Annotated in this window: 22 protein-coding genes; 8 read left to right on the top strand and 14 right to left on the bottom strand. The window is 41.1% G+C overall.

Annotated elements, in window-relative coordinates; all coding sequences use genetic code 11:
* Positions 1-3: 3 nt before the first annotated feature.
* The gene (locus tag U5K72_04040) at positions 4-1,740 is read left to right on the top strand and encodes a PP2C family protein-serine/threonine phosphatase (protein ID MDZ7717979.1); all 1,737 of its coding nucleotides are present in this window, start codon (positions 4-6) and stop codon (positions 1,738-1,740) included.
* Here U5K72_04040 and U5K72_04035 read toward each other — a convergent pair.
* The 11 genes from U5K72_04035 to U5K72_03985 all read right to left on the bottom strand — a co-directional run bounded on the left by U5K72_04035 (position 1,737) and on the right by U5K72_03985 (position 16,725).
* A complete protein-coding gene (locus U5K72_04035; protein ID MDZ7717978.1) occupies positions 1,737-3,275 on the bottom strand; it encodes a transglycosylase SLT domain-containing protein in 1,539 nt (512 codons plus the stop codon). The two genes, U5K72_04040 and U5K72_04035, sit on opposite strands and share 4 nt — an antisense overlap.
* Positions 3,276-3,552: 277 nt before the next feature.
* On the bottom strand, positions 3,553-4,458 hold the full coding sequence (locus U5K72_04030) for a DMT family transporter (GenBank protein MDZ7717977.1): 906 nt from the start codon (positions 4,456-4,458) through the stop codon (positions 3,553-3,555).
* Positions 4,459-4,462: 4 nt separating this feature from the next.
* Positions 4,463-4,870, bottom strand: coding sequence for a DUF4293 family protein (locus U5K72_04025; GenBank protein MDZ7717976.1), 408 nt, complete (start codon positions 4,868-4,870; stop codon positions 4,463-4,465).
* A 96-nt stretch (positions 4,871-4,966) separates the two neighbouring features.
* Positions 4,967-8,470 carry an efflux RND transporter permease subunit gene (locus U5K72_04020; GenBank protein ID MDZ7717975.1) on the bottom strand — a complete coding sequence of 1,168 codons (3,504 nt, stop codon included), beginning with the start codon at positions 8,468-8,470 and terminating at the stop codon, positions 4,967-4,969.
* Between the two features lie 9 nt (positions 8,471-8,479).
* Entirely contained in the window at positions 8,480-9,565 is a 1,086-nt protein-coding gene (locus tag U5K72_04015; GenBank protein ID MDZ7717974.1) for an efflux RND transporter periplasmic adaptor subunit, read from the bottom strand.
* 20 nt (positions 9,566-9,585) lie between these two features.
* Positions 9,586-11,025, bottom strand: coding sequence for a TolC family protein (locus U5K72_04010; GenBank protein ID MDZ7717973.1), 1,440 nt, complete (start codon positions 11,023-11,025; stop codon positions 9,586-9,588).
* 97 nt (positions 11,026-11,122) lie between these two features.
* Positions 11,123-11,800, bottom strand: coding sequence for a TetR/AcrR family transcriptional regulator (locus U5K72_04005; protein ID MDZ7717972.1), 678 nt, complete (start codon positions 11,798-11,800; stop codon positions 11,123-11,125).
* Between the two features lie 131 nt (positions 11,801-11,931).
* Positions 11,932-12,879, bottom strand: coding sequence for an aspartate carbamoyltransferase catalytic subunit (locus tag U5K72_04000; protein MDZ7717971.1), 948 nt, complete (start codon positions 12,877-12,879; stop codon positions 11,932-11,934).
* On the bottom strand, positions 12,872-13,420 hold the full coding sequence (gene pyrR / locus U5K72_03995; protein MDZ7717970.1) for a bifunctional pyr operon transcriptional regulator/uracil phosphoribosyltransferase PyrR: 549 nt from the start codon (positions 13,418-13,420) through the stop codon (positions 12,872-12,874). The genes U5K72_04000 and pyrR overlap by 8 nt, the downstream gene beginning before the upstream one ends.
* Before the next feature lie 120 nt (positions 13,421-13,540).
* A complete protein-coding gene (gene ppdK / locus U5K72_03990; protein MDZ7717969.1) occupies positions 13,541-16,186 on the bottom strand; it encodes a pyruvate, phosphate dikinase in 2,646 nt (881 codons plus the stop codon).
* 182 nt (positions 16,187-16,368) lie between these two features.
* Positions 16,369-16,725, bottom strand: a complete 357-nt coding sequence (locus U5K72_03985) for a hypothetical protein (protein MDZ7717968.1) — start codon at positions 16,723-16,725, stop codon at positions 16,369-16,371.
* Positions 16,726-17,033: 308 nt separating this feature from the next.
* On the opposite strand from U5K72_03985, the gene U5K72_03980 reads away from it, so the two are divergent.
* Complete coding sequence (locus U5K72_03980; GenBank protein ID MDZ7717967.1) at positions 17,034-17,507, top strand: DUF456 family protein; 474 nt, start codon at positions 17,034-17,036, stop codon at positions 17,505-17,507.
* A gap of 241 nt (positions 17,508-17,748) precedes the next feature.
* Here the strand turns inward: U5K72_03980 and U5K72_03975 are convergent, their stop codons facing one another.
* Positions 17,749-18,960: a 6-phosphofructokinase gene (locus U5K72_03975; protein MDZ7717966.1), complete on the bottom strand. Its 1,212-nt coding sequence runs from the start codon at positions 18,958-18,960 to the stop codon at positions 17,749-17,751.
* A 902-nt stretch (positions 18,961-19,862) separates the two neighbouring features.
* Between U5K72_03975 and miaA the strand changes: the two genes are divergently transcribed.
* The 6 genes from miaA (at position 19,863) to lptB (ending at position 23,571) form a co-directional block, all read left to right on the top strand.
* Positions 19,863-20,807 (top strand): tRNA (adenosine(37)-N6)-dimethylallyltransferase MiaA, encoded by a 945-nt coding sequence (gene miaA, locus U5K72_03970; protein MDZ7717965.1) that lies wholly within the window; start codon positions 19,863-19,865, stop codon positions 20,805-20,807.
* Positions 20,808-20,891: 84 nt separating this feature from the next.
* The gene (locus U5K72_03965) at positions 20,892-21,368 is read left to right on the top strand and encodes a hypothetical protein (GenBank protein ID MDZ7717964.1); all 477 of its coding nucleotides are present in this window, start codon (positions 20,892-20,894) and stop codon (positions 21,366-21,368) included.
* Positions 21,369-21,479: 111 nt separating this feature from the next.
* Positions 21,480-21,725: a phosphoribosylformylglycinamidine synthase subunit PurS gene (gene purS / locus U5K72_03960; protein MDZ7717963.1), complete on the top strand. Its 246-nt coding sequence runs from the start codon at positions 21,480-21,482 to the stop codon at positions 21,723-21,725.
* A gap of 46 nt (positions 21,726-21,771) precedes the next feature.
* Positions 21,772-22,080, top strand: a complete 309-nt coding sequence (locus U5K72_03955) for an ATP-dependent Clp protease adaptor ClpS (GenBank protein MDZ7717962.1) — start codon at positions 21,772-21,774, stop codon at positions 22,078-22,080.
* 6 nt (positions 22,081-22,086) lie between these two features.
* Entirely contained in the window at positions 22,087-22,788 is a 702-nt protein-coding gene (gene purQ / locus U5K72_03950; protein MDZ7717961.1) for a phosphoribosylformylglycinamidine synthase subunit PurQ, read from the top strand.
* A gap of 27 nt (positions 22,789-22,815) precedes the next feature.
* A complete protein-coding gene (lptB, locus tag U5K72_03945) occupies positions 22,816-23,571 on the top strand; it encodes an LPS export ABC transporter ATP-binding protein (protein MDZ7717960.1) in 756 nt (251 codons plus the stop codon).
* A gap of 162 nt (positions 23,572-23,733) precedes the next feature.
* Here the strand turns inward: lptB and rho are convergent, their stop codons facing one another.
* Together rho and U5K72_03935 are read right to left on the bottom strand one after the other, a co-directional pair.
* Positions 23,734-24,939 (bottom strand): transcription termination factor Rho, encoded by a 1,206-nt coding sequence (gene rho / locus U5K72_03940; GenBank protein MDZ7717959.1) that lies wholly within the window; start codon positions 24,937-24,939, stop codon positions 23,734-23,736.
* A 174-nt stretch (positions 24,940-25,113) separates the two neighbouring features.
* Positions 25,114-26,430, bottom strand: a complete 1,317-nt coding sequence (locus U5K72_03935; GenBank protein ID MDZ7717958.1) for a hypothetical protein — start codon at positions 26,428-26,430, stop codon at positions 25,114-25,116.
* Between the last annotated feature and the right edge of the window lie 33 nt (positions 26,431-26,463).

Raw genomic sequence — 26,463 nt, 5'->3', positions numbered from 1 at the left:
ACAGTGGATCAATCCAAAAAAAACAAAGAGCTTCAATCGAAGTTTGAACTGAAAACCGTTCTTGAAACCAGCCGGATACTTGTTGAATCGCGTAACAGCGAATTCATTATCAACAACCTTCTTCTCATTCTTATGGGGCGTTTGCTTGTCTCGCGAGCAGCAATTTTTATTTACGACTCCCAATCAAAATCATACACTCTGAAAAAATCAAAAGGGTTGCCCAAACTCGAGGAGGAGAAGCAATACGAAGTTGTGAATACCGAGGAATGCAAAGAACAAGCCTATTTTAAAGCAGATAAAGTAGCCTCATCCATTAAAGAACTGCTGGGTGAATTAGAACATAGCCTGTTTTTTACTCTCCGTACGAACAACAATCATCACGGAGTTTTGTTTCTTGGAGGCAAAGCAAACAAAGAAGCATTTCAAGAACATGAACTTGAGTTTATCGAAGGACTTTGTATCATCTCAACCGCTGCACTCGTCAATTCTCAACTTTTTACCGAGCTTACAAATACGTATCGAAATCTGGACAGGCGCATTCATGAATTGAACACACTGTTCGATCTTTCGAAAGAGTTTAATTTGTTAGTGGATCGGGAAAAAATTTCACGGATTTTTAAATTCGCGCTCTTAGGGCAGCTTTTTATTCGAACGTTTTTTCTCATCTATAAAAACCAGGACGAAATAAGTTTGCTAACTTCAAGCGGACTCAAAAAACAACCGGACCCTTCACGAATTGAACATATTTTTAAAACCACAGAAGATAATGTGGTAGAAATTGATGAGAGTTTTGCGAATGAATACCCATGGATTTATGAAAATAATATTGCCGCTTTAATCAGTATCTCAGTTCAGAATGAAAAAGTGGCAATTATTGGAGTTGGTGAGCGAGCCAATAAAGTACCATATACAGAAACTGACTTTAATTTCCTGAAGTCGCTGGCAAACCTTGCAGTTATCTCAATTCAAAAAACCTATTTCCTTGAAGAACGGATTGATAAAGAGAGAATGGAAGAGGAGTTATCCATTGCAAAATCTATTCAGCAGGGACTCTTGCCAGATCCCATACCTGAAATTGAAGGAGTAGACCTGGCTGCACGTACAATCTCTTCCAGGGAGGTGGGCGGAGATTATTTTGATATTGCCAAAACTCCGGATGGAAATACTATATTGGCAATTGGCGATGTAACTGGTAAGGGGGTTCCGGCTGCTTTGTTAATGGCGAACCTGCAATCGATGTTGCATGTTTTACTTCCGGTTGATATTACACTTTCTGAGGCCACTGAACGCATCAACAATCTTATCTTCAAAAATACCCCAGCTGATAAATTTATTACTTTTTTCTGGGCTAAATTCCTGAGTACTCATAAAATTCTACGCTATGTTAATGCCGGACACAATCCTCCACTTTTGCTTCGGAAGAACTCTGATTCTTTTGAAGAGCTTTCTGATGGTGGTTTATTACTTGGAGCAATGGAAGCCATGGCACCTTACAAACAGGCGGATGTACAGCTCAATCCCAATGATCTTTTGATCTCTTATACGGATGGAGTGAATGAAGCTATGGACAGTAACGAAGAGGAGTTTGGCATCAAACGATTGAAAGAGTGCATTCTAAAAAACAGGAATAAATCGCCAAATGAGATTTTAGATGCAATTGTAACCGATGTACTGGCTTTCTCAAACGAAAAACTTTTTGATGACCTTACACTCCTAATCATTAAAGCCAAGGAAGTTTAACGGTTAAATGTGGGGCCTAAAACATTTGTAAAACCAGCAGCTTGCTGTTGTTCAGTTAATGCAAGAATTGCCTGGTATGTACGATATCGGTTCATAATTTCTTCCACATACTGTACAGGCTCAATTCCTCTTGCAAAACCATATCTCGCTTTCTGATAATGGCGTCGCTGCATCAGCTTAATCAGCGAATTGGATACAGAATCCCAGTCATTTGGATTTTTATTCTGATCGATGGTTAACCGCCGGGCATCTGCCATATGACCGGGACCTACATTATAGGTTGCGAGCGCAAATGCCCAACGCTGTTCTGTACTGTCGATATACGAATAGTGGTCTAAGTTATCTTTGATTACATCTGCGCCCAACTGGATATTAGTCAACGGATCGTATAGATCCTGGTAGTTTTCGTATGCAGTAGAATCAACAAATTGTGGCATAATTTGCATCAACCCAACTGCACCTGCCCAGCTCTTGCTGTTTGGATTAAAACTCGATTCCTGTGCTATCATGGCAGTGAGCATCAGCCAGTCCAGATCCATAGAGTCTGCAACTGACCGGATCAACTCATCATAAGGTGAAATTACACCCATCGACTGGTACTGCCATTCAGGATTGTAATACTGGGCCATCTGTCTGCTTTGTTCAAAATATTTCTTCCGTAACACATTCAGGAATGTGGATCGCCGAGGTTTATCCTTTTCTTCTGAAAACCGAAAGTGTTTATACAAATAACGGTTCATTTTCGATTCCAACTCATCTGCATTACTCCGAATAGCCCACGCAATGGTATCTGATTCGGCAATAGTCGGCCCGGGATATAAACCTTCCATGTAGCGGTTTGATGCATCATACATATTATCATCAGCTACAGTAGCTTTTAAATTACCTTCAGCCACTTGAAAAAGAGCAGCCTCTGTATCCATTCCATCGGATATGGGATTAATATTAAATGTATACCCCTCCTCCTTCAGCTCTGTTAAACGAGAATAATATGAACTGTTTCTGCGAACCGAGATTGGAATATCAGATTCGGAAAGTTCTTCCAGTGTCTGCGGCCTGTTCGGTTGTTCTGCAGAGTAGACAATCATCTGATCTACAATATTATATGGCCGTGTAAATTTTGCTACCCGTTTCCTTTCCGGCGTAATGGTATAGTTTGCCGCAATTACATCTCCTACGCCTTTGTTCAACAGATCGAATGGATTTTCCTCGGCTCCTACAATAATCACCTCTACCGCAAGGTCATTTTCTCTTGCAAATTCTTTTAACAGTTCGTATTCAAATCCTACCTCTATTCCCTGATTTAAGAAATATGTATTTGAGCTGTAGAATGTAATCATTCGAAGTACACCATCCTCTTTGATGTCATCGAAGTCACGATCTACCGGTTCATAGATAGTTATTGGGGCAGATTCCGAAGAAATGGTGGATTTTTCGGAATCGTTCGTGCAAGAAAGAGTCACAGAAAAAAGAAGTAACGAAATTATAGAGAGTCTTCGCATCTCTTTTCTGACAAACGGGGATTTATGCATCATGAAATACAGGTTGGTTCCTGTTTAATGAAGGTCGTTATTCACTAAATCCGAAAAAATTGTAACGTTACCTTCTGCCATATTTAATCAATCTTTACAACGAAGTTTCTTTACAAATCATTTTATCGGTCAGAAACAGTTGATTCTCTTGAACTTAAATACTTTATATGAGTTTATGTTTACGTTTTTAACCTCTATTTCTACGAATAATGTAGCAGTTTTGTTGTGAATGAACAAAAATTCTACACAAACAGAACCTTGTATATTGTTGTCATTTTTATCATTTGAGCCTTTTTGACCAAGTTAATGCCACACCACAAATAATAGTTATCATTGCAATAATAGATAGTAATGAGGGCATTTCATCAAAAATAAAATAGGCGGCAACAGCTGCGAAAATTGCTTCAGATAAAATAAGGGTAGATAAAAGAGTGGGAGAAAAATATTTCACCGCATAATTCATCGATCCGTGACCTAAAATTGTAGGACCAACAGCCAAAGCCAATCCAACTATTATTGAAGAGCCTGTAACAACTGGTAAACTACCTATCCATACAAAAGATAGAATAGTACAGGTTATTGCCGCATAGAAATACACATGGAATACGTAATCAATCCATTCTGAATGCTGCCTGATTTTGCGGCCGATTAGAAAATAGATCACAAAAATAATTGCGGCAGAAAACGCCAGTGTATTCCCGAATAACGCATGTGGAAACTGTTCTGCTAATGTTTTATCGGCAATACCAAGAAACGCTGATCCGCCAAATGCTACAAATACGCCTACCCAAACTATTGGACGAAATGATCGCTTGAACAAAATACTCTCAGCCATAATTAAAATCACCGGATGAATAGTAACCAGTACGGATGCCGAAGCTACCGAGGTATAGTGCAGGGAAGCGATCCAAAATGTGAAATGAAGTCCAAGGCAAAATCCTGCACCAATCAACCAAAACAGGTGAACTCCACTTTTTTTGAGCTGCTTAACCGGGAGCCCTTTTGAAAGCCAGAAAGGCAATAGTAAAATTACAGCAAATACTGTGCGAAGGGCCGCCAATACCAATGGTTCAACATCTGTTCCAAAACGAACCAGGATAGGTGCAAATCCAAATGATATTAAACCAAAAAAAAGTAATAAAAGTACTTTTAAGGTCGGCCGATTGGAGTGCTGAAAGGTGTTCAAAAGATTATCGTATGCGATCCATTGACTTGACTAACTCTTCATCTTTTTTGATACCTCGCCCCGCAAGCCAAAACATTGCCAGTGATAAAGTAATCAAAGCAACACCAATGGATTCCTGCCATAAAAACGTACCAAATCCTCCTAATGAGAATAGCACCCCTGTTCCAAAACCTAATGCTACAATCTGTATGTAAGTACCAATTTTAACAATTTTCAATTGCAACGGGCGGTTTTTGTATAAAAAAACTGAGCCTAAAGCTATTACAAGAGCAAGTGTTAAAGAAATAGCCGTACCGTAACCAATCCAAACGGCAGGATCGGCCATAGCCTTACTGTAGACAGAATTAAAAAAAACAGCAAAATTCAAAAGTGAGGCAAAGATCAAATAGAAAGTTTGTGGACGCTGGATCAAATCAAAAAAATTGGTTTAAAATTTCATTCAAAAATAATGAAATGGACTGGCAGATACCACTTTCAAAACAGGATAAACGCCAGTCCTAAAGATCTCTTAGTGATGGTATTCTTTCTCTTCTTCCTGTGATTTGGGCGAACCATTTTGGCTAATCACCTCGCTTTGATCGATAATAATTGCAGGATTCACGGTATCGAAAAAGTATCTGTTTGTTCCTCTTCGGATCTCTTCAATGATGTAGTACAAGACCGGAACAAGAATCAACGTAAGAAATGTGGCAAACATTAAACCACAAATTACGGCAATTGCCATGCCACTCCACCATGCGGCCTGTTCACCACCCCAATAAACATATTCACCAATATTAGTTAAAAACTGCAGCGGTTCATTTGCAAGTACAATAAAGTCCAGGTTAAAACCTATTGCGAGTGGTACAAGTCCTAATGTTGTGGTAATGGCTGTTAAAATTACGGGACGAAAACGCACAAGCCCGCCCTGTACCAGTGCATCGTACAGATTCATATTATCCCGCGATCTCAGAATATCTATATAGTCAATCATCACAATGGCGTTATTAACTACCACACCTGCAAGTGAAATCACACCGATACCTGTCATAATTATACCGAATGGCATCTGGAAGATTACTAATCCATACAACACCCCGGCAATAGACATAATAACCGATGTTAATACGATAAACGGTTTGGAAATTGAGTTAAACTGAGAAATGAGAATGAACGCCATCAGTGCCAGTGCAATGAAAAATGCATTGGTCAAAAATTCCTGGGCTTCATCCTGTTCCTGGTTTTGGCCTGTCCAGCGTGTTGTTACGCCCTCAGGCAGCTCCTGCAGATGAGGTGCCAGTAACTGCTGGGCTTCTGCAAGTACGGCGTTACTATTGTAGTTACTTCGAACATCAGCCTGTACAGAAACAACCCGATTCTGATCAATTCGGTTGATACCTCCGTAGCCCTCTTCAACATGCCAGTTTGCAATTTCAGAAAGTGGAATCTGCCGCCCCTCTTCTCCCATCACTGTTAAATTATTCAACGTGCTTAAATCTTCCCTGTACCTCTCAGCAAGGCGTACGGTAATATCATATTCGTCATTGCCTTCTCTATACTGAGAGGCTTCAACACCATTTATAGCCTGTCGGATGGTATTTCCAACATCGTTGGTGTTTACTCCGTAAATAGCTGCTTTTTCACGATCTACCGTAATCCTGGTTTGAGGTCGCGCCTCAGGCTGATCTGTTTCGAGTCCATCGAGCTTTCCGTAGATCGGATCGTTTTCCAGGATCGACAGTATCTCCCGGGAGATACTGTCGAGTTGTTCAAGATCTTGTCCAGCTATTTCAAGATTTATCGGTTTCCCGGTTGGAGGACCATTTTGTTGTCTTTCTACAGTTATTTCGGCCCCCGCAATTCCTTTGGGCAGAATTTCGCGAAGTTGCTCAATCGCATCAAATGTACTTCCCACTCGTTCATTGTAGTCTACAAAACTGAGAGCAATGGTTCCCCTGTTGGAGGTATTTCCTCCACCCATTTCCATTCCACTTGATACGGGTGAGCCGGGTGTATTTACAACAGTTTCTACATCCGCATAGTTATCAAGTTGACTCAAACGGCTTTCCAGTTCTTCAGCTATATCCCTTGTAAATTCTACATTGGTTCCGGCTGGAGTTTCTATCTGAACATAGGCTCTTTTTGGTGGGATGTCTTCAGGAAAAAATTCAACTCCCTGGTTAAAAACTCCGAAAACCACAAAGCTCGATATCAACACTAAGACTGAAATTCCAAATACTTTAAAACGATGTTTGAGCGACCATTTTAATGTAGATTCATAGTAGGTAAGAACCCGTTTCAACCCCTTTTCCTGCCACCAGAGGCCCACCGGTTTCATAAAAAATTTAAAACTGAGAAACAGAAGTGCTCCTAAAACAATCATCATTCCCCAAAAATTTGGGTTTCCCATCAAAAGAAAACCGAGAAGAATAATACCAGCAATATTGAGTGCCCACTTCCCTTTCCTGGTAATGGATGGTTTTCTGCGTTTCTCGTCCGTTTCCAACTCCATAAAAACAGCACACAGCACAGGATTGATCACCAACCCAACAAAAAGCGAACTACTCAAAGTAATGATAAGAGTAATTGGCAGGTACGACATAAAATCGCCCACAATTCCCGGCCAAAAAGCTATCGGAAGAAAGGCAGCAAGAGTTGTTGACGTGCCCGAAATTATGGGCATGGCTACCTCTCCGGTCCCTTTTTTTGCCGCCTCAATATTATCGTATCCCTCTTCGAGGTAACGGAAAATATTTTCCACCACTACAATAGCATTATCCACCAGCATCCCCAGTGCAAGAATCAGTGAAAAGAGCACAATCATGTTCATGGTAATTCCCGCGGCCTGGAGGACGATGAATGAGATAAACATAGACAACGGAATGGATATCCCCACAAATGAAGCATTCCGAACACCAAGGAAAAAGAGCAGAACTCCAATCACAAGAATAAGGCCGGATATAATATTATTCTCCAGGCTGCTCACCATCATGTTTATCTCCTCACTCATATCAGATGTAACCTTTACATTCGTAGTGGGAGGCATACCCGGGAGTTGTTCATCAATAATATTCCGCACACTTTGTGCAGCCTCAATAATATTGGTTCCCGTTCGCTTGGTTACAGAGAGTGTGATAACCGGGTCGCCGTTCAGATATGCATATGATTCTCTTTCTTTTTGAGTGAACCTAACATCTGCCACGTCCCTGATGTAAATTGGGGCGTCATTGGGGGCATCAATTACTATATCTTCAATCGGTGACGGACTGTCATATTCACCCGGAACCCGCATCAGGAACTTCTTGGAGCCCACGTCTATAGCACCTGCGGGAATGGTTACATTCTCATTCTGAATGGCCAAAATAATATCTCCCATCGACACTCCGTAATATTTGAGCATCTGGAGATCAACATTCACCTGCACCTCTTTCTCAATTCCCCCGGCCAGGTTAACTTCCAGTACCTGTGGTATCATTTCAATCCGATCCTGCAGATCTTCGGCTACAATCTTCAAATCATCAAGCCCGTACGCCCCCGATACATTCACCTGCATAATCGGGAATTCGGAAACGTTAATCTCCTGTATCATCGGATCTTCGGCCGCAGACGGCAGTTCCGGTTTTGCCAAATCCACTTTTTCCCGAACCTTTTGGAGCGCTTCATCAATATTTACATCTGTATTGAACTCCAGGTTGATGCTTGAATATCCCTCCGTAGTAGTGGATGTCATCTCCTTTATATCAGAGATAGTCCCAAGCTCCTCTTCAAGTTTCCGGGTGATTAAACTCTCCATATCCACAGGGCTCACCCCGGGATAGAGCGTAATTACAATGATATTCGGAATGGTAATATCCGGCTGAGCCTCTTTCGGGATGGACATATACGACTGAACTCCCAAAATGGCAATCAGAACCACCATTACAAGAACACTTACTCTGTTGTTGATGGAAAATGAACTCAGCCCAAACTCTTTGCGGTCTTCTGCCGGAGCCGTTGTCTTTTTAATAGGACTATTGAATTGATCTTTGCTCATGACTAAATTTTATTCACTTTCTTGTTCGGCAACCATTTCAGACTGCTCCTCTTCAACAATTACAATCCTGGAGCCGTCCTGCAGATACGAAGCTCCTACAGTTACTAAATCTTCACCCGCGGCAAGGCCGTCTCGAATCACAACATTATTTCCATAAGCCGAACCCAAACTTACAACCCGTTCTACAGCAATGGGGTTACCCTCCTCGTCTTGGCCGGTTACATACACTACATTGTTTCCGCTTTTCTGGAATACATACTCTTCGCCGACTACAATAGCATCTTCAATTCTTTCGATTCGAAGCCGTACATTGGCAATCATATCAATTTTTACCTGGTTAAGCTCTGCAGGCAGATCAATTTCAACGGCAAATGTCCGGTTTGTTGGGTTGATTGTATTTCCAATGAGTGTAACCGGCAGTTGGTATCGGGTTTCGGCGTCAAAATCAAACCAAACCTCAGCCTCATCACCCAAATCCACTGAATTGGCATATCTTGCGGGAACCCCAAGTTCTACCTTTTTACTCTCACTGCTGATCAGGCGAAAAACAGGAGTTCCGGGCGAAACCATCTCGCCCACTTCTGTAAATACAGTCTCAACAACTCCTGTAAAAGGCGCAGAGATGGAACTATTTTCCAGATCAATCCGTAAAGATTCCAGCGCCGCCAGATTCTGTTCATACGTATATTTTGCATTCAAATAATCGATCTCAGAACCGATATCCTGTTCTTCATACAATCGTTTCAGTCGCTCGTAATTTTCTCTTGACTGAGATGTTGTTGCCTGCAATCGGTTCAACTCCTGCTGCAATTTTCGGTCATCTACTTTTATAACCGTTTCACCTTCCCGCACATCGTCGCCCTCCTCTTTGTTGAGGTTTACAATACGCCCGCTAACCTCCGCAGAAACCTGAACATCGCGATTTGTGCTGACGGTACCGACTTGCCGCAAGTAACTCTCAAAGGTTTCCGGCTCTGCTTGCTTGGTTTCCACATTTACTGTTTTCACCGCCTGCTCAACCTCAGCAGTTTCCATCCCGCAGGCATTGAAAAGGGCGAGTACAAGAAGCACTGCTGCTATTCTTTGAATTTTCATATTGTTAATTTTTTATCCGTTTAAAATTCGTATTCAGTTTCATCGATCATGGGCACCATTCCGATAGCCAAATCAAAATCGGCCTTGGTATTCAGATAATCAGCCACTGAGAGTGCATAATTTAGTTCAGCTTCGCGTACCTGAAGTTCTGCCTCGGTCACTTCAAGCTGCGACCCCACTCCGTTCTTGTATCGATTCTCGGCAATCTCATATCCTCGCTGGGCCTGTTCCACTGCTTGTCTTCGTGCGTTGGCTGTCTCTTCAAGATTTCTAAGACGCTCTAAATTTGTCTCATACTCGTTGAGGGCCGTTTTCTCTGTCGCCCACTCCTGAACCATAAGATCTCTTTTTTCAATCTTTGCAACGTTCAGATTCGCCATTCTCTCAAATCCGGTAAATAGGGGAACCGTTACGTTAACCATCAGCGTTTGAAATCTTACAGCATTTTCAAACGGCCTGGGTGATCCCGGCTGAGCTGCCGTCCATTGAAGGTTGTAATCTGCAGTAATAGTTGGCAAAAACCGGCTCTTAATTGCTCTGATTTCCCGGTCTTTCAGGCTCTGCTGCACATCCAGCACACGCAAATCACCGCGCTTGCCGCGCATCACATCCAGGGCTTCCTCTTCAGATAACATTGGAAGTGGTGTAGCTTTTACAAGATTATAGATGTTCTCATTTTTATTTCCATCTTCTGATGGATTGTTGATTCGATATTCACTTAAACTGCCCACTATCTCCAGCGGCATATCAAGCGGCAGAGCCATCACCTCTTTTAAGTTTCGGTGAGCTTCTTCAACAGCCAGTTGAGCATCTTTCAATTGTGGTTTTTGGTTTGCCAATTGCACTTCAAGCCGAAGCACATCGTACTCTTCTATGAGGCCGGCCTCATATCTGGATCGGTTTTCTTCGAGATTTTCTTCAATTCGGCTGATTGTCGCTTCCTGCAATCTCAACTGCTCTTCAGCAATAAGAACCGCATGAAATGACTTTCTCGACTGCGTGATAATTTGCTGAACAGTTGAACGCAGAGCTTCCTCCTGCACAGATTTAAAGACACTGGAACTGCTGATTCCTACTATAGCCTCACCCCGAAAAATATTTTGCGAAACCGTGAATCCACCCTGCCAGTTGTTATCTGTACCGAATTGAAGGGGTACCAGTTCATCCGGGTCTGCATTGGGATCGAAAAATGTAGCGGGTACAAAGTTGACCGGTATTTCAATATTGCGGGTAAATGTGGCTGAACTTGTCACATCCGGCAGAACTTCGCTCCAGGCTATCTTCACCTGTTCATCGGCATTTTCTACCGATAGAATTGCACGCTTTACTTCCGGGTTATTCACAACCGACAGTTTAATGACCTGATCTATGGTGAGTTTATTACTCTCAGGTAATTCCACCTGAACATCTTGTGAAAAAACCGCCTGATAAGTCCCCGGACAAAGGATCAGAATGATCATTAAAAGTATTGATAGCTGAGTCTTTTTTAGCTGCATTTCCTTTTTCTTCGAAATCTTATTTAAAACAGATACTTGCTACGTACGTATATTTTCTTTGTTACACATTTTTTGACTGGTAGTCATAATTTTTCATTCCCTGCCCAACCAACTGCATAAAAGTTTCTATAAGTGATTCGAGGTTAAAATCAATATCATCAAGAACGGCTATGTGCTCCTCTTTTTGTTTCATAAAAGCCATATGAACAATTCCTTTGGATGCACCCCAAATAATCAGGCCGAGTTGCTTGGGATCAAATGAAGAATCGATACTGCCATCCTGCATCCCAATTTGTAGCGAACGCACGATATATGTCATCGCCTGTCGAGCATTTTCTTCACACTTATCCGCCATGGGACCGTCAGGCAAAGCATCGCGATTTCGCAAACCCTCGTAATAATTAAAAGCGTTAAAATACAATGGGTTATCAGTAATAAATTGAAAATAAGCCTGACCCAGTTTCTCAACCATTTCTAACCCCGTAATATCTTCTGCTATAACCCGGCTCATCGCCTGGTTTAAAATCTGGGATCCCCGATTACAGATTGCTAAAAATATAGAATTCTTGTTTTTGAAATACAGATAGAGAGAACCTTTACCCATTTCGGCTTTTTCTGCGATCTCATCCATCGTGATATTTTCGAAACCACGCTCCTCGATGATCTTCTCGGTCACATCAATAATAAGCTCTTTTCGTGCTCGGCGTTCACGCTCTTTCCGGGTGAGTTTTTTTTCCATATATGACTAATGGTCAAATTTTGAATGACAGTCAAAATAAGAACTTCTACAGAGTTTTTCTACGTTTTAAATCAAAAAATCGTTCGAAAGGATCCTGCGGAATTTTACGATTGTTATGAATTAAGGTCCTTTTAGATCCGAACCCCGCCGCTCAGCAAGTAAAGAATGGCCATTCTGACCGCGAGCCCGTTCGTAACCTGGTCTAATATTACGGCCCTGTCACTATCCGCAACTTCGCTCTCCATCTCTACCCCTCGATTAATCGGACCGGGATGCATTACTGTGAATTGCGGATATTTTTCAAGGTGTGCCATTTTTATTCCGAATAACTGGTGGTATTCCCGCAAACTCGGAAACAGGTCCGTGGCACCTTCAATTCTCTCTAACTGTATACGCAAAGCCATTGCAACATCACACCAAGCCAGTGTCTCTTCAAGATTGTATGATACATTTGCTTCAAGTGCATCTACATAGTTGGGCATTAATGATTTCGGACCGCAAATAGTAACCTCTGCACCCAGTTTTTTCATGCCAATAATATTCGACCGAACCACACGGCTGTGTGCTATATCCCCGATTATAGCGATTTTTTTTCCTTTTACCCCTTTCAACTCCTCCTGTATTGTAAACATATCAAGAAGTGCCTGGGTGGGATGTTCATGGGCACCATCGCCAGCATTGAGTATAGCTGCATCCACACACCTGGTTAAAAAATGGGGAACACCGGGACTTTCGTGACGAACAACTACCATATCAATCTTCATTGAGCTGATATTGCGAATAGTATCTTTGAGAGATTCTCCCTTCCTTGTACTGGATGTTCCCCTCGAGAAATTGATCACATCAGCGCCCATTCTTTTTTGGGCGAGTTCAAAGGATAAGCGGGTCCGTGTACTGTTCTCGTAAAACAGATTAACAATTGTTTTATCTCGAAGGGTGGGTACTTTGGGGACCGGCCGGTCTAAAACCTCACGAAATGTTTTGGATTGTTCGAGAATATATTCAATATCCTCTTTTGAATAATCTGCTAAACCCAGAAGATGCTTTTTATTGAAGCTATAATCTGCGGTTTCAGTCATCCAGCCCCCTTCCTTTCACTACATACACGGCATCTTCTCCATCCAACTCTTTTACTTTCACCTGTACTTCTTCATCGGCATGGGTAGGAATTGTTAAACCAACATAATCTGACCGGATTGGAAGTTCCCGGTGCCCGCGATCAATCATGCAACAAAATTTAATGCTTCTCGGCCGCCCATAATCCATCAGGGCATCCATCGCAGAGCGAACTGTCCGGCCGGTGTAGAGTACGTCGTCCACCAGTATAACATCCCTGTTGTACAGGTCGAATGGAATCTCGGTCACTTTTACTTCCGGCATTTTGAGCTTGGAACGGAAATCATCCCGGTAAAATGTAACGTCAAGTACTCCAAAATCGGGTTTAGTGCCAATGATATTTTCAATAATATTTACAATTCGGCGCCCGATGTATACACCCCTTGTTTGCATTCCAATCACTGCAGGCTCAGATGGATTGTCATGAGGCTCCAGAAATTGATGTGCGAATCGCAGGTATGTGCGATTGACATCTTCTTCCGACATGATTTTGGCTTGTTCCAACAATTACCTCGGTGTAATTTTTAAGCACAAAATTAGGAATTGTTGGTATCGTAAACAATTCGGAATATAGTAAATCAAAAAACCCAATCTTTAAAAGAGAAATATATACAAAATTAACTTCTAAACATTTAAAGCTGCCTGGGCTGCTGCCAACCGTGCAATAGGCACGCGGAAGGGGGAGCAGGATACATAATTCAATCCTTGCTGATAGCAGAATGTAACACTATGTGGTTCACCACCATGCTCGCCGCAAATTCCAACCTTCAGATCCGGTTTTTGTTCGCGTCCTTTTTTCGTTGCCATTTCTACCAATTGACCAACCCCTTCCGTATCCAGTACCTGGAACGGATCTTCCTGCAGAATTCCCTCTTTCAGGTATTCACCAAGAAACTTACCGGCATCATCACGACTGTAACCGAATGTCATTTGAGTTAAATCATTCGTTCCGAATGAGAAAAACTCGGCATCTTTTGCAATTTGTCCGGCAACAAGTGCTGCTCTTGGAATTTCAATCATGGTTCCAACTTTATACTCAATGGTTTCATCCATCTCAACAAATACGTCTTCTGCTGTATTGTCTATGACAAGTTTTTGACTTCTGAACTCCTGTGACGTACCTACAAGCGGAATCATAATCTCCGGGGTAAGAGTATACCCTTCTCTTTTTAGTTCAATAGCCGCTTCAAGAATAGCCCGTGTTTGCATCTGGGTAATTTCGGGATATGTAATTCCAAGCCTGCAACCACGATGCCCCAGCATTGGATTGAATTCCCGAAGTGAGCGAACTTTCTGAGCAAACGCAGACGGCTTTATACCCAATTCATTCGCTACAGTCTCAATCTCTTCTTTTTCTTCCGGTAAAAATTCATGCAGCGGAGGATCAAGCAGACGAACTGTAACAGGAAGTTTATCCATAGCTTTAAATATCTCCTTAAAGTCGGCTTTTTGATAAGGTAACAGAGTTGATAACGCATCTTTACGTTCTTCAAAACTATCGGAAATAATCATTCTTCGAATAGCTCGTATCCTATCTTCGCCAAAAAACATATGCTCCGTTCGGCAAAGGCCAATCCCTTCCGCTCCAAACTCCCTTGCCCGAGTTGCATCTTCAGAGTTATCGGCGTTCGTTCGAACGTTCATATCTCTGAACTGATCAACCCATCGCATAAACATCTTATAATTATCATCCAGTTCAGGCTTAATCACATCTTTTTGTCCTTCAATAACAGTTCCCCGGGCACCGTCAATAGATATCCAGTCGCCCTCATGAAGTGTAACTTTCCCATTGGTGAAGGATTGGTTGTCATAATCGATGATGATATCACTACAACCGGCCACACACGGTTTGCCCCATCCCCTGGCTACTACGGCAGCGTGGCTGGTCATACCCCCGCGTGATGTTAAAATACCTTCAGCAGCAGACATTCCCCCAACATCTTCCGGACTTGTTTCAATACGTACCAAAATAACAGGGTCACCATTTTGGGCAGCTTCTTCAGCCTTTTCAGAATCAAATACCACTTTACCCACTGCGGCCCCCGGAGATGCTGCAAGGCCAACACCAATAATCGAATCCTCTTTTACACTGTCATTATCTATTTGCGGGTGTAGAAGCTGATCCAGGTGGTTCGGCTCAACCAGGTTTTTAACTGCGTGTTTTCTATCAATCAAACCTTCCTGAACCATATCTGTGGCAATTCTTATGGCGGAATGCCCGGTTCGTTTGCCATTTCGTGTCTGGAGGATGTAAAGTGTACCTCGTTGAATAGTAAACTCAATATCCTGCATATTTCCGTAATGACCCTCCAGTTTCTTGCCCCAGTTCAGAAGTTCTTCATACACTTTGGGCATTACTTCCATCAATTCATTGATATCTCTTGGAGTACGAATTCCAGCTACCACATCTTCGCCCTGTGCATTCATCAGAAACTCACCATAGAGTTTATTTTCTCCCGTTGATGGATTACGGGTAAAACAGACACCTGTGGCACAATCATCGCCCATATTGCCATACACCATCGCCTGTACATTTACCCCGGTCCCAAGAAGGCCGGTAATGTGGTTAATTCGCCGATACTTAATAGCGCGTTCACTGTCCCAGGATTTAAAAACGGCATTAATGGCCCACTCTAACTGCTCAAATGGGTCGGAAGGAAACATATAACCGGTGGCTTTCCGATAAACAGCTTTGTATCGGTTTACAAGCTCTTTCAGATCTTTTTTATCCAGCTGAGTGTCCAGTTCTACTCCTTTGCTGGATTTAAGAGATTCTAATGCAGTTTCAAACTGCTCATGAGGTATTCCCATCACTACGTTACCAAACATATCGATAAACCGGCGGTAACTGTCATAAGCAAATCTCTCATTATTCGTGTGGCTTGCAAGGGCTTCAACTGTTGTATCGTTTAAACCCAGGTTAAGAACTGTATCCATCATTCCGGGCATAGAAACTGCAGCTCCCGACCGAACCGACAGCAGCAGAGGATGTTCAGAATCGCCAAATGATGTTTTCATGATATTTTCAATGAAATCAACCCCTTTCTTTACCTGGCTTTTCAATCCTTTTGGCCATTGAGAATTATGGCTGCTGTAGTAGTTACAGGCTTCAGTTGTTATTGTAAATCCGGGTGGTACTGGCAATCCAATTGAGGACATCTCTGCAAGATTAGCTCCTTTACCTCCAAGAAGCTCCTTCATTGTTCTATCTCCGTCGGCTGAACCAACTCCAAACGTATAGACGTGCTTTTCTTTTACTGATTTCTCCATGATTTTCACCTTTTTGTAGTTGAGGTCTCCAATAAATTTCTCTTAATATGCAACATAGCTCAAAATTGTTATGATTTTGTGAAGAGACAGTTTTTTTATGTAAAACACTTTTTAGAAAAGAAGAAAAACTAAACAAGAAATGTTACTCATTTAAGAATACAGGCCAATACTGTACACAGAAATCAATCCAGAGAATCAAGATCAATACATTCAAATCCCGGAGCAAATATTCCTCTGTCAATAGGTTCAGTTTTCAATATTGGCATTGAGGCAGTGAGAGAAGTATCTGGTTTAAAAATTTTAATTTTTGGTCTCGATGAATTCTGATATAACTTCGCACAATCAAATTTTAGCTTTTCAAGCTGATGAGAATTGCCAATACTCAGGTTGATTGTATTGTTTGAACTGAACTCTTTAGAGAATTTTGAAGATTTTGCGATTGAAGAATCTGCAGCTACATTAAAAATTTGGAAGAATGAGCCGGGAGCTATCGTCTCCGAACAGATAGCAACTACCAGAATAAACAGGAAATTTTTCATAAGATTCTTTTTTGTTGTAGAGATAACCCGGCTAAATAATTAATATTTTGTCTTTTAAAAAAGAAGCAAAAATGAGCCATCTGGTTGTTGTAAGAAATAGTACGTTTAAAGAGGGCTTTGCAAAACCATGGTTATTGGTCAATCTGAACTCGATTCAGATTCTCCATTCGTCTTTATAGCCAGTATCTGGAGATCCTGAATCAAGTTCAGGATGACGGTCAGAGTTCTGCAAAGCCCTCTTAAAGTATGAATCTTAAAAAGGTTGGTATTCGTAATTTTATTAAACATGCAGAATTAACCACATAATCATGGAAATACTTTGGATTATACTCGGAATCTTATTCATTATAGCCGGGCTTGTGGGTGCATTTATACCCGTTATACCTGGCACTCCTCTGATCTATATGTCGTTGTTGATCATGCAGGTAGCATTAGGCTCGCCGTTTACCTGGACTTTTTTGATTATGTGGGGACTCGTTGTTGCTCTTGTTGCTACTTTAGATGGACTTATTCCCGCGGAAGGCACGAGAAGAATGGGTGGATCGAAATATGGAATTTACGGTTGTTTGATTGGAGCTTTCATTGGATTGGTTTTTTTCCCGCCCTTTGGAATTATTATCGGACCGATTATCGGTGCATTTGTGGGTGAGCTGGTTTCCGGCCGAAAATCGGGTTCTGCAATGAAAGCCGCCATGGGTTCGTTTGTCGGCTTCCTGGTGGCTACTGTTCTAAAATTAAGTGTATCAGTAATCCTGGTGTATTATTTCTTTTCAAATATTTAATTCCAATCGAGAGATGATGAGAGTTTAATAACTGATTTCCGATTGGCTGCCGAGGTCAACTCAGCTGCCAATAAAAGGGCTATATTTGTGGGATTCAGCAGAAAAAAATTAGCAACCAGCAGCTGATGAGTGAATCAATTAGATGTTGAATTTTTACTCGTCTGATAAGGAAAACAGAACTAAAAAAAGCCGGTTGGAATAAAATCCAAACCGGCTTAGTAATATTTATAAAAATCAGCTGTTACTTGGCAATTTGGCTTGCCATGATAAAGAGCGGCTGATCTTGGAAAATGTTATAGTAAGGACGGTATCTTTCAATGTTGTAGAATTTATCTACATCTACAACTTTAGAAGTACTGGTGACCACATCAACCGGCACATTACCATATTTTCCTTTGTTCAAAACAACCAATTGGCCAAAGTTTTTTTCCAGGATAAGATCCAGTGCAATATTTCCATATGCCATAGGAGCAATGCTGTCAATCGCATCAGGATTACCGCCTCGTACAGTATATCCTAATTTTTGATTGATCACGCCAACAGATCGTCCGTTGTTATATTTTTTGGAGAGAGTTTTAAGTCTGTCTGATACAACATCGCCAATTCCGCCAAGTTTTTTATGTCCGAACGCATCGGCTTCTTCTCCTTCAAAGACCATATCTTCACCCTCAATCATCGCTCCTTCAGAGATCATAACCATTGAGTAGTTACTTGGATTTTTCTTCCGGTCTTCCATCAGGAGTTCTGTAAGATGCTCTACATTAAATTTATGCTCGGGGATAATACATCTGTGCGAAGCTCCGGCAAGTGTGGGTAACATAGCAGTAAAACCTGCATATCGCCCGAAAACTTCCATCACACAAAAACGTTCGTGAGAGCCTGTTGGTGTTCTGAGAGCGTTCGCAAGTTCAATCGTTCTTGAGATACAGGTACTAAACCCAATGCAGTAATCAGTTCCGGGAACATCATTATCCATGGTTTTTGGTATGGCAACTACCTTAAAACCTTCCTCGTGCAGACGAACACCATAACTCAGAGTGTCATCTCCGCCAATTGGAACCATAATATCGATTCCGAGCCAATCCAAATTTTTTAGTACTTCTTCGGTAATATCATTTACATCATCAGTATACTTGTCTTTATACTGGTCGGGCATAGCTTCCTTGCTAACCCTGCTTGGATTGGTTCTCGATGTATGCAGAAACGTACCACCAGTTCGTGCAGCTTTGGTTACTACCTCTTCGGTTAATTCGAAAAAGTTTTCGCTGTTATCAGCATTTTCATCGCGAACGATATCAATCAATCCGCCCCAGCCACGTCGAATACCAATCACTTTATAACCTTCGCGAATGGCCCTTATGGTTACACCTCTGATGGCAGGATTTAAACCCGGCACATCGCCACCACCGGTTAGAATTCCAATAACTCCTTTAATTTCATTTATGTTGGCCATAATGTGAATTTAATCTATTTGATTATGATTATACTTTAATCGTTGAACGTGTAATATAAAACTATATGAGGAATGATTGGCAATCAGGACCTAAAATTAACATCCTGGTAATGGAAGCGGTTTCATTCCTGCTGTCTTCTAAACATTTTCTATACCATAAAAAACCGAATTTTTCCATTTAGTTCAAAGAAAAAAGATGATCTATCTGCAAAATTATCATTCCTTTATAAAGATTTTCAAGCATGCATAAATAAATTGAATTCAGATACTTCAGCCGCCGTAAATTCAAAAATTCCTGTTGTAAATGCATGGCAGAAGTACTCGGCTTATTACAAAATAAATTCAGGCTTTGATATTCTTGCGTCACTTGAAAATATATTCTTTCCACGATCAGTATTAATTTACATTTAGATTGATACAAAAAGGGTAATAAATCTGTATTTACACAGAATGCAATCTGTTGCTCTCCGGCCGGTAGAAAATGGCTTATTACCAATATATAGAACGCTGTTATTAGGTACCTGTGGAGTCCGACTACTTATTAGTACATCACCCACCCTTTAAATGGTTACGTGGCTTCAGCGATGATTTCCGAAGCTGTGTGGAAATCTTATTCCCTTGTTTCACCGCCCGGCTTTGAAACAAAATACAGGCGCTGTACTCTGCCCGCCGAATATTGGCTACATACGTGCAGCAGAGCAGGCCTGACTACCAACCCGGAGCAGAGCGCCGGGACGAGAATATATTACAGTTCGTTTTGCATTAGAAAATGGGGTAACTCCTCAATAGGATCTCCTGTTGAGCCGGGAAATCATTTACATTAAACTTTAAAACAGCGATGTTGCTGATCCCAACAGATCAAAAAATATTGTAAACAACTTTTTTTACAGAATAGAATTCTCTTGCAAAATCATAACCAAAGAAAAACGAAAATAATTATCGCCGGTCCCACGGCTTCGGGAAAAAGCTCTCTGGCTGTTTTACTTGCAAAAAAACTGGATGGCGAAATTATCTCAGTTGACTCTCGCCAGTGCTTTAAACGGATTGATATCGGAACCGCCAAACCATCGGAAGAGCAGCTTCAAAATATTCCTCATCATAATATCTCCGTTCTCAACTTACAAGAGGAAGACAGTGTAGCCGATTTCAAGAAAAGGAGCGATCAATATACTGCTGAGATAGAAGATAAAGGAAAGAATGTTATCTATTGCGGTGGCAGTACTCTTCACCTGAAATCGCTGATACAACCCCTGGATGATATCCCGGAAGCCAATCCTGAAAATATTCAGATGTTGAATCAGACAGCAGAGGAAAAAGGATTAGAGCACCTGTTTGAAAAACTTGAAGAGGCAGATCCTGTATACGCCGGAAAGATGGATGGGCTGAACCGGCAGCGGATCATTCGTGCACTGGATGTATGGTATCAAACCGGGAAACCATTTAGTAGTTTTCACAGCGATGATCCGGTTACACTGCCAGAAGAGATGCTTTTTTTCGCTTTAAATCATCCCCGAAATATTCTGCATAATCGAATTTCAGAGCGCACAGATCAGATGATTAAAGATGGATTGATAGATGAAACCAAACAGTTATTGAAGGAAGGATTTAACCGGGATTTGCAAGCTTTTAACACAGTTGGGTATAAACAGGCAATTCAATTTTTAGATGGCGAAATATCAAAAGATCAGATGATCAGGGATATAAAAACAGCCACCCGGCGATATGCTAAACGACAAATCACCTGGCTGAGAAGATGGCCTTTCGTGAAGTGGATGAATATGCATGAAAAAACAAAAAAAGAAGCTGTTAAAGAAATTCTTGATGCTTACAAACAGAGTATAAATTGAAATCCTCTATAGAACAGGGAACTATCAATCGTAATTTCTATAAAATTGATCGATACCGATGTAAATTTTAAACACAAGCAGATTATGAAAACAATCTTACACATATCGATTCTTTTTTATGCCATCATTTTGTTATCTCCACAGCAAACAGATGCCCAGGTGAAATTGGGGGCTGGAGCAGCATTTGCCAGCGACATAGAACAGGTGGGAGTTCAGGGAGATTTGCACTACCGTCTTTCAAATCAACCTTTTCAGTTTAGCGGAAGTTTACTCTATTATTTTCCAAAAGATAATCACGATTTTGTTGAGGCAAATCTCAACGGAGCATATATTTTTTATGAAGAATTTATGTTCAAATCTTACCTCTACACCGGATTAAATCTCGCACGATCGAAAGTAAATTTTCCAAATAGTTCTGTAATTGACAGGGCAATTGGCCTGAACATTGGAGCAGGAGCTGAATATGATTTTGGTCCCATTCTTGGCTTTGGAGATTTGAAATATGTTTTTGGCGAGTTTAACCAACCCAACTTTTCCATTGGATTACGGTTTCAGTTCTAAAATCTGGTTAATAGTTTTCCATTTTGGTATCTGCTCTTTTCCAGATCACCGGTAGCGGCTGACAAATAGAAAACGTAACTTTAGCCTGTAATCTAAAATGCTATAATATCTATGTATAAAGCTAAAGTTAATATTACACTTAGAAAATCTATTTTGGATCCGAAAGGGAAAGCCGCCCATCATGCTCTTCAAAATTTAGGCTTGAAAGATGTGCAGGATGTCCGGATTGGCAAATTCATTGAGATGAATATCGACGCCGATTCTCAAGACGAAGCCCGAAAACTTGCCGAAACCGCCTGTACACAACTGCTTGCCAACGAAGTTATGGAGGATTTTCAAGTAGAAATTGAAGAGTAAATGGGTCGGTTATATGGGTGAAGATGCTATTCGAAACATTTTTGTTATGCATAACCAAGTGGAGCCGAAAGAAGAGCCTGAAACTGAAGTTCTTGAAAAAGAAGAGGAGGAAGAGGACGAAGCACCGGATACCCCTTGGAGATTAATTTTATATGATGACGATGTGCACACATTTGATGAAGTCATTAATCAACTTGTAAAAGCTTTGGGATGCAGCAAAGCGAAAGCAGAAGAACTTACACTAAAAGTTCACAACGAAGGCAAAGCAACTGTATTCGAAGGTACTTTTGAAGAGTGTTTAAAACGAAATTCTGTACTGCAAGAAATACAACTTGTTACTGAAATTAAAGGATAAAATATCGTGTCGAAAAAAATAGGAGTTATCGTATTTCCGGGATCAAATTGCGATCATGATGCATATCACGCCATGAAACATGTGATGAATGCAGAAACCACATTCCTGTGGCATAAAGAAAAAGAGATTGGTGATCTTGATTTGGTAATTGTACCCGGTGGATTTTCATATGGAGATTATCTTCGTTCCGGAGCTATTGCCCGGTTTTCACCCATTATGGAAGCCGTTCAGGAGTATGTTAGAAAAGGGTACCCGGTCTTGGGGATCTGTAACGGTTTTCAAATTTTACTTGAAGCGAATCTTCTGCCTGGTGCCATGCTGCATAATGAAAAACTGCGTTTTGTCTGTAAAAATGTAAATATCAGAGTTGAAAATAATCGTTCACTTTTTACATCGGGCATGAAAGAAGGAACCGTTCTGAACGTTCCCGTATCCCATGGAGAAGGTAACTATTTTATTGATGATGAAGGGCTTAGTGAATTGAAAGAAAATCAGCAGATTGCTTTCCGGTATTGCGACGAAAATGGAAATCTCACAAAAGAAGCCAACTTTAATGGTTCAGTGGATTCTATTGCCGGCATTACAAACAAACAGGGCAATGTTTTGGGAATGATGCCACACCCTGAACGCGCAATGGAACCTTTACTCGGATCATCAGACGGTATTACTTTTTTTGAATCAATTTTTAAATCACTTCAACTGGCATAGCCTTAATTTTAATATGGTATCACTTCAGTGAAAACCCACGAAGATCAATCACTAAAATTATACAGCAAAGAACTGGTAAAAAAATACCGCAAGAGAGTTGTTGTAGATCATGTGTCAATTGATGTGAACCAGGGCGAAATTGTGGGATTATTAGGCCCTAACGGTGCCGGTAAAACGACTACTTTCTATATGTTTACCGGCATTATCCGGCCGAACTCAGGACAGGTATTTTTGAATGATGAGAATATCACCCGAATGCCAATGTACAAACGTGCGCGGAAAGGGATTGGTTACTTATCGCAAGAAGCGAGTGTTTTTCGAAATTTAACGGTTCGGCAAAACCTGGAATCGATCCTGGAATTTTTGTCGATTTCCAAAAAGGAGATCAAGCGAAGAGCAGATCAGTTGATTGAAGAGTTTGGTCTGGAAAAGGTTGTCAATAGCAAAGGTTACAGTTTATCAGGAGGAGAGAGACGACGAACAGAAATTGCACGAGCATTGGTTACTAATCCAAAGTTTATCCTGTTAGATGAACCTTTTGCAGGGATTGATCCGATTGCTGTTGAAGATATCCAGCAAATTGTTGCGGACCTGAAAAACCGGAATATTGGTATTTTTATAACAGACCATAACGTTCACGAAACTCTTGCCATTACCGACCGGGCTTACCTGATGTTTGAAGGAAAAATATTACGTGAGGGAACCGCAGAAGTTCTTGCAGAGGATGAGGAAGCGAAAAAACTTTATCTTGGCCGCCAGTTTAAACTGGACCGTTATCAATAAAATGAGGGGAAATCCCTCATTGAGGGATCGAATCTACAAAGTTGATTCAGGAGAATGACAACGAATCCCGCTTTCTACAAGCTTCGAATCTTGCAAACACACCTCTGAGTTTTTTCAAGAACGAATTGAAAAAACTCTGTCTCCTCTCAAGAGGAGAGCCCTTTATGTTGTCGCCGCAATTTGTGCGAAAAGCTCTTCATTACTTTCGGTTCGCCGAATTACCTGCAATAACATTGAGAGAGACTCCTTCGGATTTTTCTTCAGAAGAAAACGCCGAACCATATTTCTTTCTTCCAGTGAGTCTGTAATAAATTTATCTTCATTTCGAGTCCCCGAAGCGGCAATATTTATAGCCGGGTAAATTCGGTCATTAGCAATATCGCGGTCTAAAACCAACTCCATATTCCCGGTTCCTTTAAACTCCTCAAAAATCAGATCGTCCATTCGGGAATTGGTTTCAATCAGGCAAGTAGCAATAATTGTAAGCGATCCGCCGCCTTCAATTTTCCGGGCAGATCCAAATATTTTTTTCGGTATTTCAAGTGCCCGAATGTCCAAACCACCCGAAAGTGTGCGGCCGCTGTTAGCCTGTGCGGCATTATAGGCCCGTCCAAGCCGGGTTAAAGAGTCAATTAAAAGGACGGCATGCTCTCCATATTCCGCCTTTCGTTTTACATAGCCAAGCGCCATTTCTGAGATACGAAGATGACTTTTAGTGGGCTTGTCGTTTGAGGATGCAAAAACTTCGGCATTGGTAGATCTAAGAAAATCTGTTACCTCTTCGGGCCGTTCATCAACCAACAGAATTCCGGTACTAATTTCGGGATAATTTTCAGTTAAGCTCGTTGCAATTTTTTTCAATAAAACAGTTTTACCCGTTCTGGGAGGTGCAACAATAAGTGCCCGCTGCCCGCGGCCAATTGGGGCTATAAGGTCTATAACCCTAAGTTCCGTATCATCTGCATTATGACCTAATTTTATGTATTCATTGGGCATAATGGGAGTTTGAAGTTCAAACCGGTTAATTTTCTGCCACTCTTCTGCAGATTTCCCGTTAATTCTCTCAATAGAATGAACATGACGATTGCCACTTTGGTCCTGTTCAAATTCTCCTTCTACAATCAGCCCAGATCGTAAATCGTGTAGTTTAACCTCATCTGGTTTTAGAAATGGATCTTTGGAATCGTAACTGAATTCAAAATCAATGCGCCGGACAAAACCATATCCCTTTTCATTAATCTCGAGAATTCCATTATACCGTCCACCAATTTTTGTCTGTTGATTGTGGTGAAACTGAGGTACAAAGACATTCTTATTCCCTTTTTTCTTGTTAGATTTTCGCCCCTTATTTTTGTGTGAACGAGCCATACATTCAGTATTTATTTATAGATTTTAGAAAATTTAAACTCCAATCGAGAGAATCGGAAGGAAGAGTAATCTTTGATTTCAAAGATGAGTAGAATTGAATAAATGACTGAGCGACGATTGTTGTTTTCGGCGCTCAGTCATTAAAGATAAGGAAGGTCAGTATAGATTAAAAAATTATCGTACGGTCGTTGTTTCGTTAATCCAACCATAACATTCTCTGAGACCCGCATCAATCTCAAATGAATCACCTTCTTCCCATCCCTGGAAAAATTTATCTTCTGCAGAGGGTGTCACCGGTTCATAGGTGTTATATAAGCGATTAACCGTAGACGATACAGAAGGATCTACAGATCTTGCACGGTCCAGGTAATCTAATACTAACCAATATACAGTTCTGTCATCTCGATCAATCTGTCTTCCAGATGTACAATTTCTAATAGCAGTAGCATAGATATTGGCAATTTGAATATATGGTTGCCCCCAATTTCTGTCTAAATTACTTGCCTGCCTTGCAACCCGTCTTGCGGCCCGAAGATTGCCTTCATTTTGATAAATTTCTGCCATTTCAATCCAGATATTTTTCTTGGCTTCAGTATTATCCATTAGCTCAATGGCTTTATTCAGGTATCGAATAGCGTCTTGATTTCGCCCATCTTCTTTCGCATAGTTTGCAAGACGTCTGGCATTCTCAAATGTCTGTTCCATTTCAAAAAGCTTTTGGCCAAGTTCAAGCGCTTTTTGGCGCTCACCGGTTTCAGCGTAAAGATCAATCAACTCAGCCATTATTTCTGTGTTTTCGGGATTTTCTTCCAACCTCGATTCAAGAAAACCGACACGCTCAACCGGATCGGAAAACAGATCATTTCGAACCTGGTTAATGTGCTCTGTCAAACCTGGGCTGGCCATCGGCTCTACTGTATCAATCATTTCAAGAGCTTTATCTCTTTCTTCGTTGTTCACATAATTGCTGAGAAGAATCTGAATATAGTAACCATCAGCAGCCTGAGCCAGCTTTTCAGGGTTAAGTTCAAAAGCTTTCTCGTATTCTTGATAGGCTTTACCCAGGCCGTTTTCAATATTATCCTGGTATTCCTGGTAAAATCTGCCGCGGTTTAAATGCCATTCGTAATAATTAATTTCTTCTTCATTAAACGTTTCAAAAGCATCGGCATAAATGGTAAGTGCCGTGTCAATATAAGCCGACTTAATAGATGGATCTGTGGCTTGCTTGGAAAGCTCAGCATATACAGTAATCATTCGCTCAAACTGCCGGGGAAGGTTAAACCGGTTGGCTCCCTCAATGGTTCGAGGTTTGTTTTCGATCATCCATTTGCCAAACTGGCGGGCCATATCATAACTGCCCGTCCGGTAGTTTTCATAAAAAATAGAATAAGCTTGAATTTCGCTCATTCCGTATGGTGGTTCACTCTGCGCAAAGGCTTGAGATGACAATGTAAAAAGGAGTGCTATTGCAACAATGTACTTTTTCATAGTATTGCGATTATTTCTGTAGTAATAGTATAA

Source organism: Balneolaceae bacterium (genome assembly GCA_034521495.1).
GTDB lineage: Bacteria > Bacteroidota > Rhodothermia > Balneolales > Balneolaceae > Rhodohalobacter.
Note: the sequence above shows the minus strand (reverse complement) of the source record. Positions and strands in the feature narration are given on the sequence as shown.

Excerpts from the sequence above, each read along its gene's own strand:
- U5K72_03975 (MDZ7717966.1), bottom strand. The coding sequence starts at position 18,960 with ATGGCCAACATAAATGAAATTAAAGGAGTTATTGGAATTCTAACCGGT.
- U5K72_04020 (MDZ7717975.1), bottom strand. The coding sequence starts at position 8,470 with ATGAGCAAAGATCAATTCAATAGTCCTATTAAAAAGACAACGGCTCCG.
- U5K72_04015 (MDZ7717974.1), bottom strand. The coding sequence starts at position 9,565 with ATGAAAATTCAAAGAATAGCAGCAGTGCTTCTTGTACTCGCCCTTTTC.
- ppdK (MDZ7717969.1), bottom strand. The coding sequence starts at position 16,186 with ATGGAGAAATCAGTAAAAGAAAAGCACGTCTATACGTTTGGAGTTGGT.
- U5K72_03965 (MDZ7717964.1), top strand. The coding sequence starts at position 20,892 with ATGAAAACAATCTTACACATATCGATTCTTTTTTATGCCATCATTTTG.
- U5K72_04000 (MDZ7717971.1), bottom strand. The coding sequence starts at position 12,879 with ATGACTGAAACCGCAGATTATAGCTTCAATAAAAAGCATCTTCTGGGT.
- U5K72_03935 (MDZ7717958.1), bottom strand. The coding sequence starts at position 26,430 with ATGAAAAAGTACATTGTTGCAATAGCACTCCTTTTTACATTGTCATCT.
- U5K72_03980 (MDZ7717967.1), top strand. The coding sequence starts at position 17,034 with ATGGAAATACTTTGGATTATACTCGGAATCTTATTCATTATAGCCGGG.
- U5K72_03985 (MDZ7717968.1), bottom strand. The coding sequence starts at position 16,725 with ATGAAAAATTTCCTGTTTATTCTGGTAGTTGCTATCTGTTCGGAGACG.
- U5K72_04010 (MDZ7717973.1), bottom strand. The coding sequence starts at position 11,025 with ATGATCATTCTGATCCTTTGTCCGGGGACTTATCAGGCGGTTTTTTCA.
- rho (MDZ7717959.1), bottom strand. The coding sequence starts at position 24,939 with ATGGCTCGTTCACACAAAAATAAGGGGCGAAAATCTAACAAGAAAAAA.
- U5K72_03955 (MDZ7717962.1), top strand. The coding sequence starts at position 21,772 with ATGCATAACCAAGTGGAGCCGAAAGAAGAGCCTGAAACTGAAGTTCTT.
- purS (MDZ7717963.1), top strand. The coding sequence starts at position 21,480 with ATGTATAAAGCTAAAGTTAATATTACACTTAGAAAATCTATTTTGGAT.
- U5K72_04005 (MDZ7717972.1), bottom strand. The coding sequence starts at position 11,800 with ATGGAAAAAAAACTCACCCGGAAAGAGCGTGAACGCCGAGCACGAAAA.
- U5K72_04035 (MDZ7717978.1), bottom strand. The coding sequence starts at position 3,275 with ATGATGCATAAATCCCCGTTTGTCAGAAAAGAGATGCGAAGACTCTCT.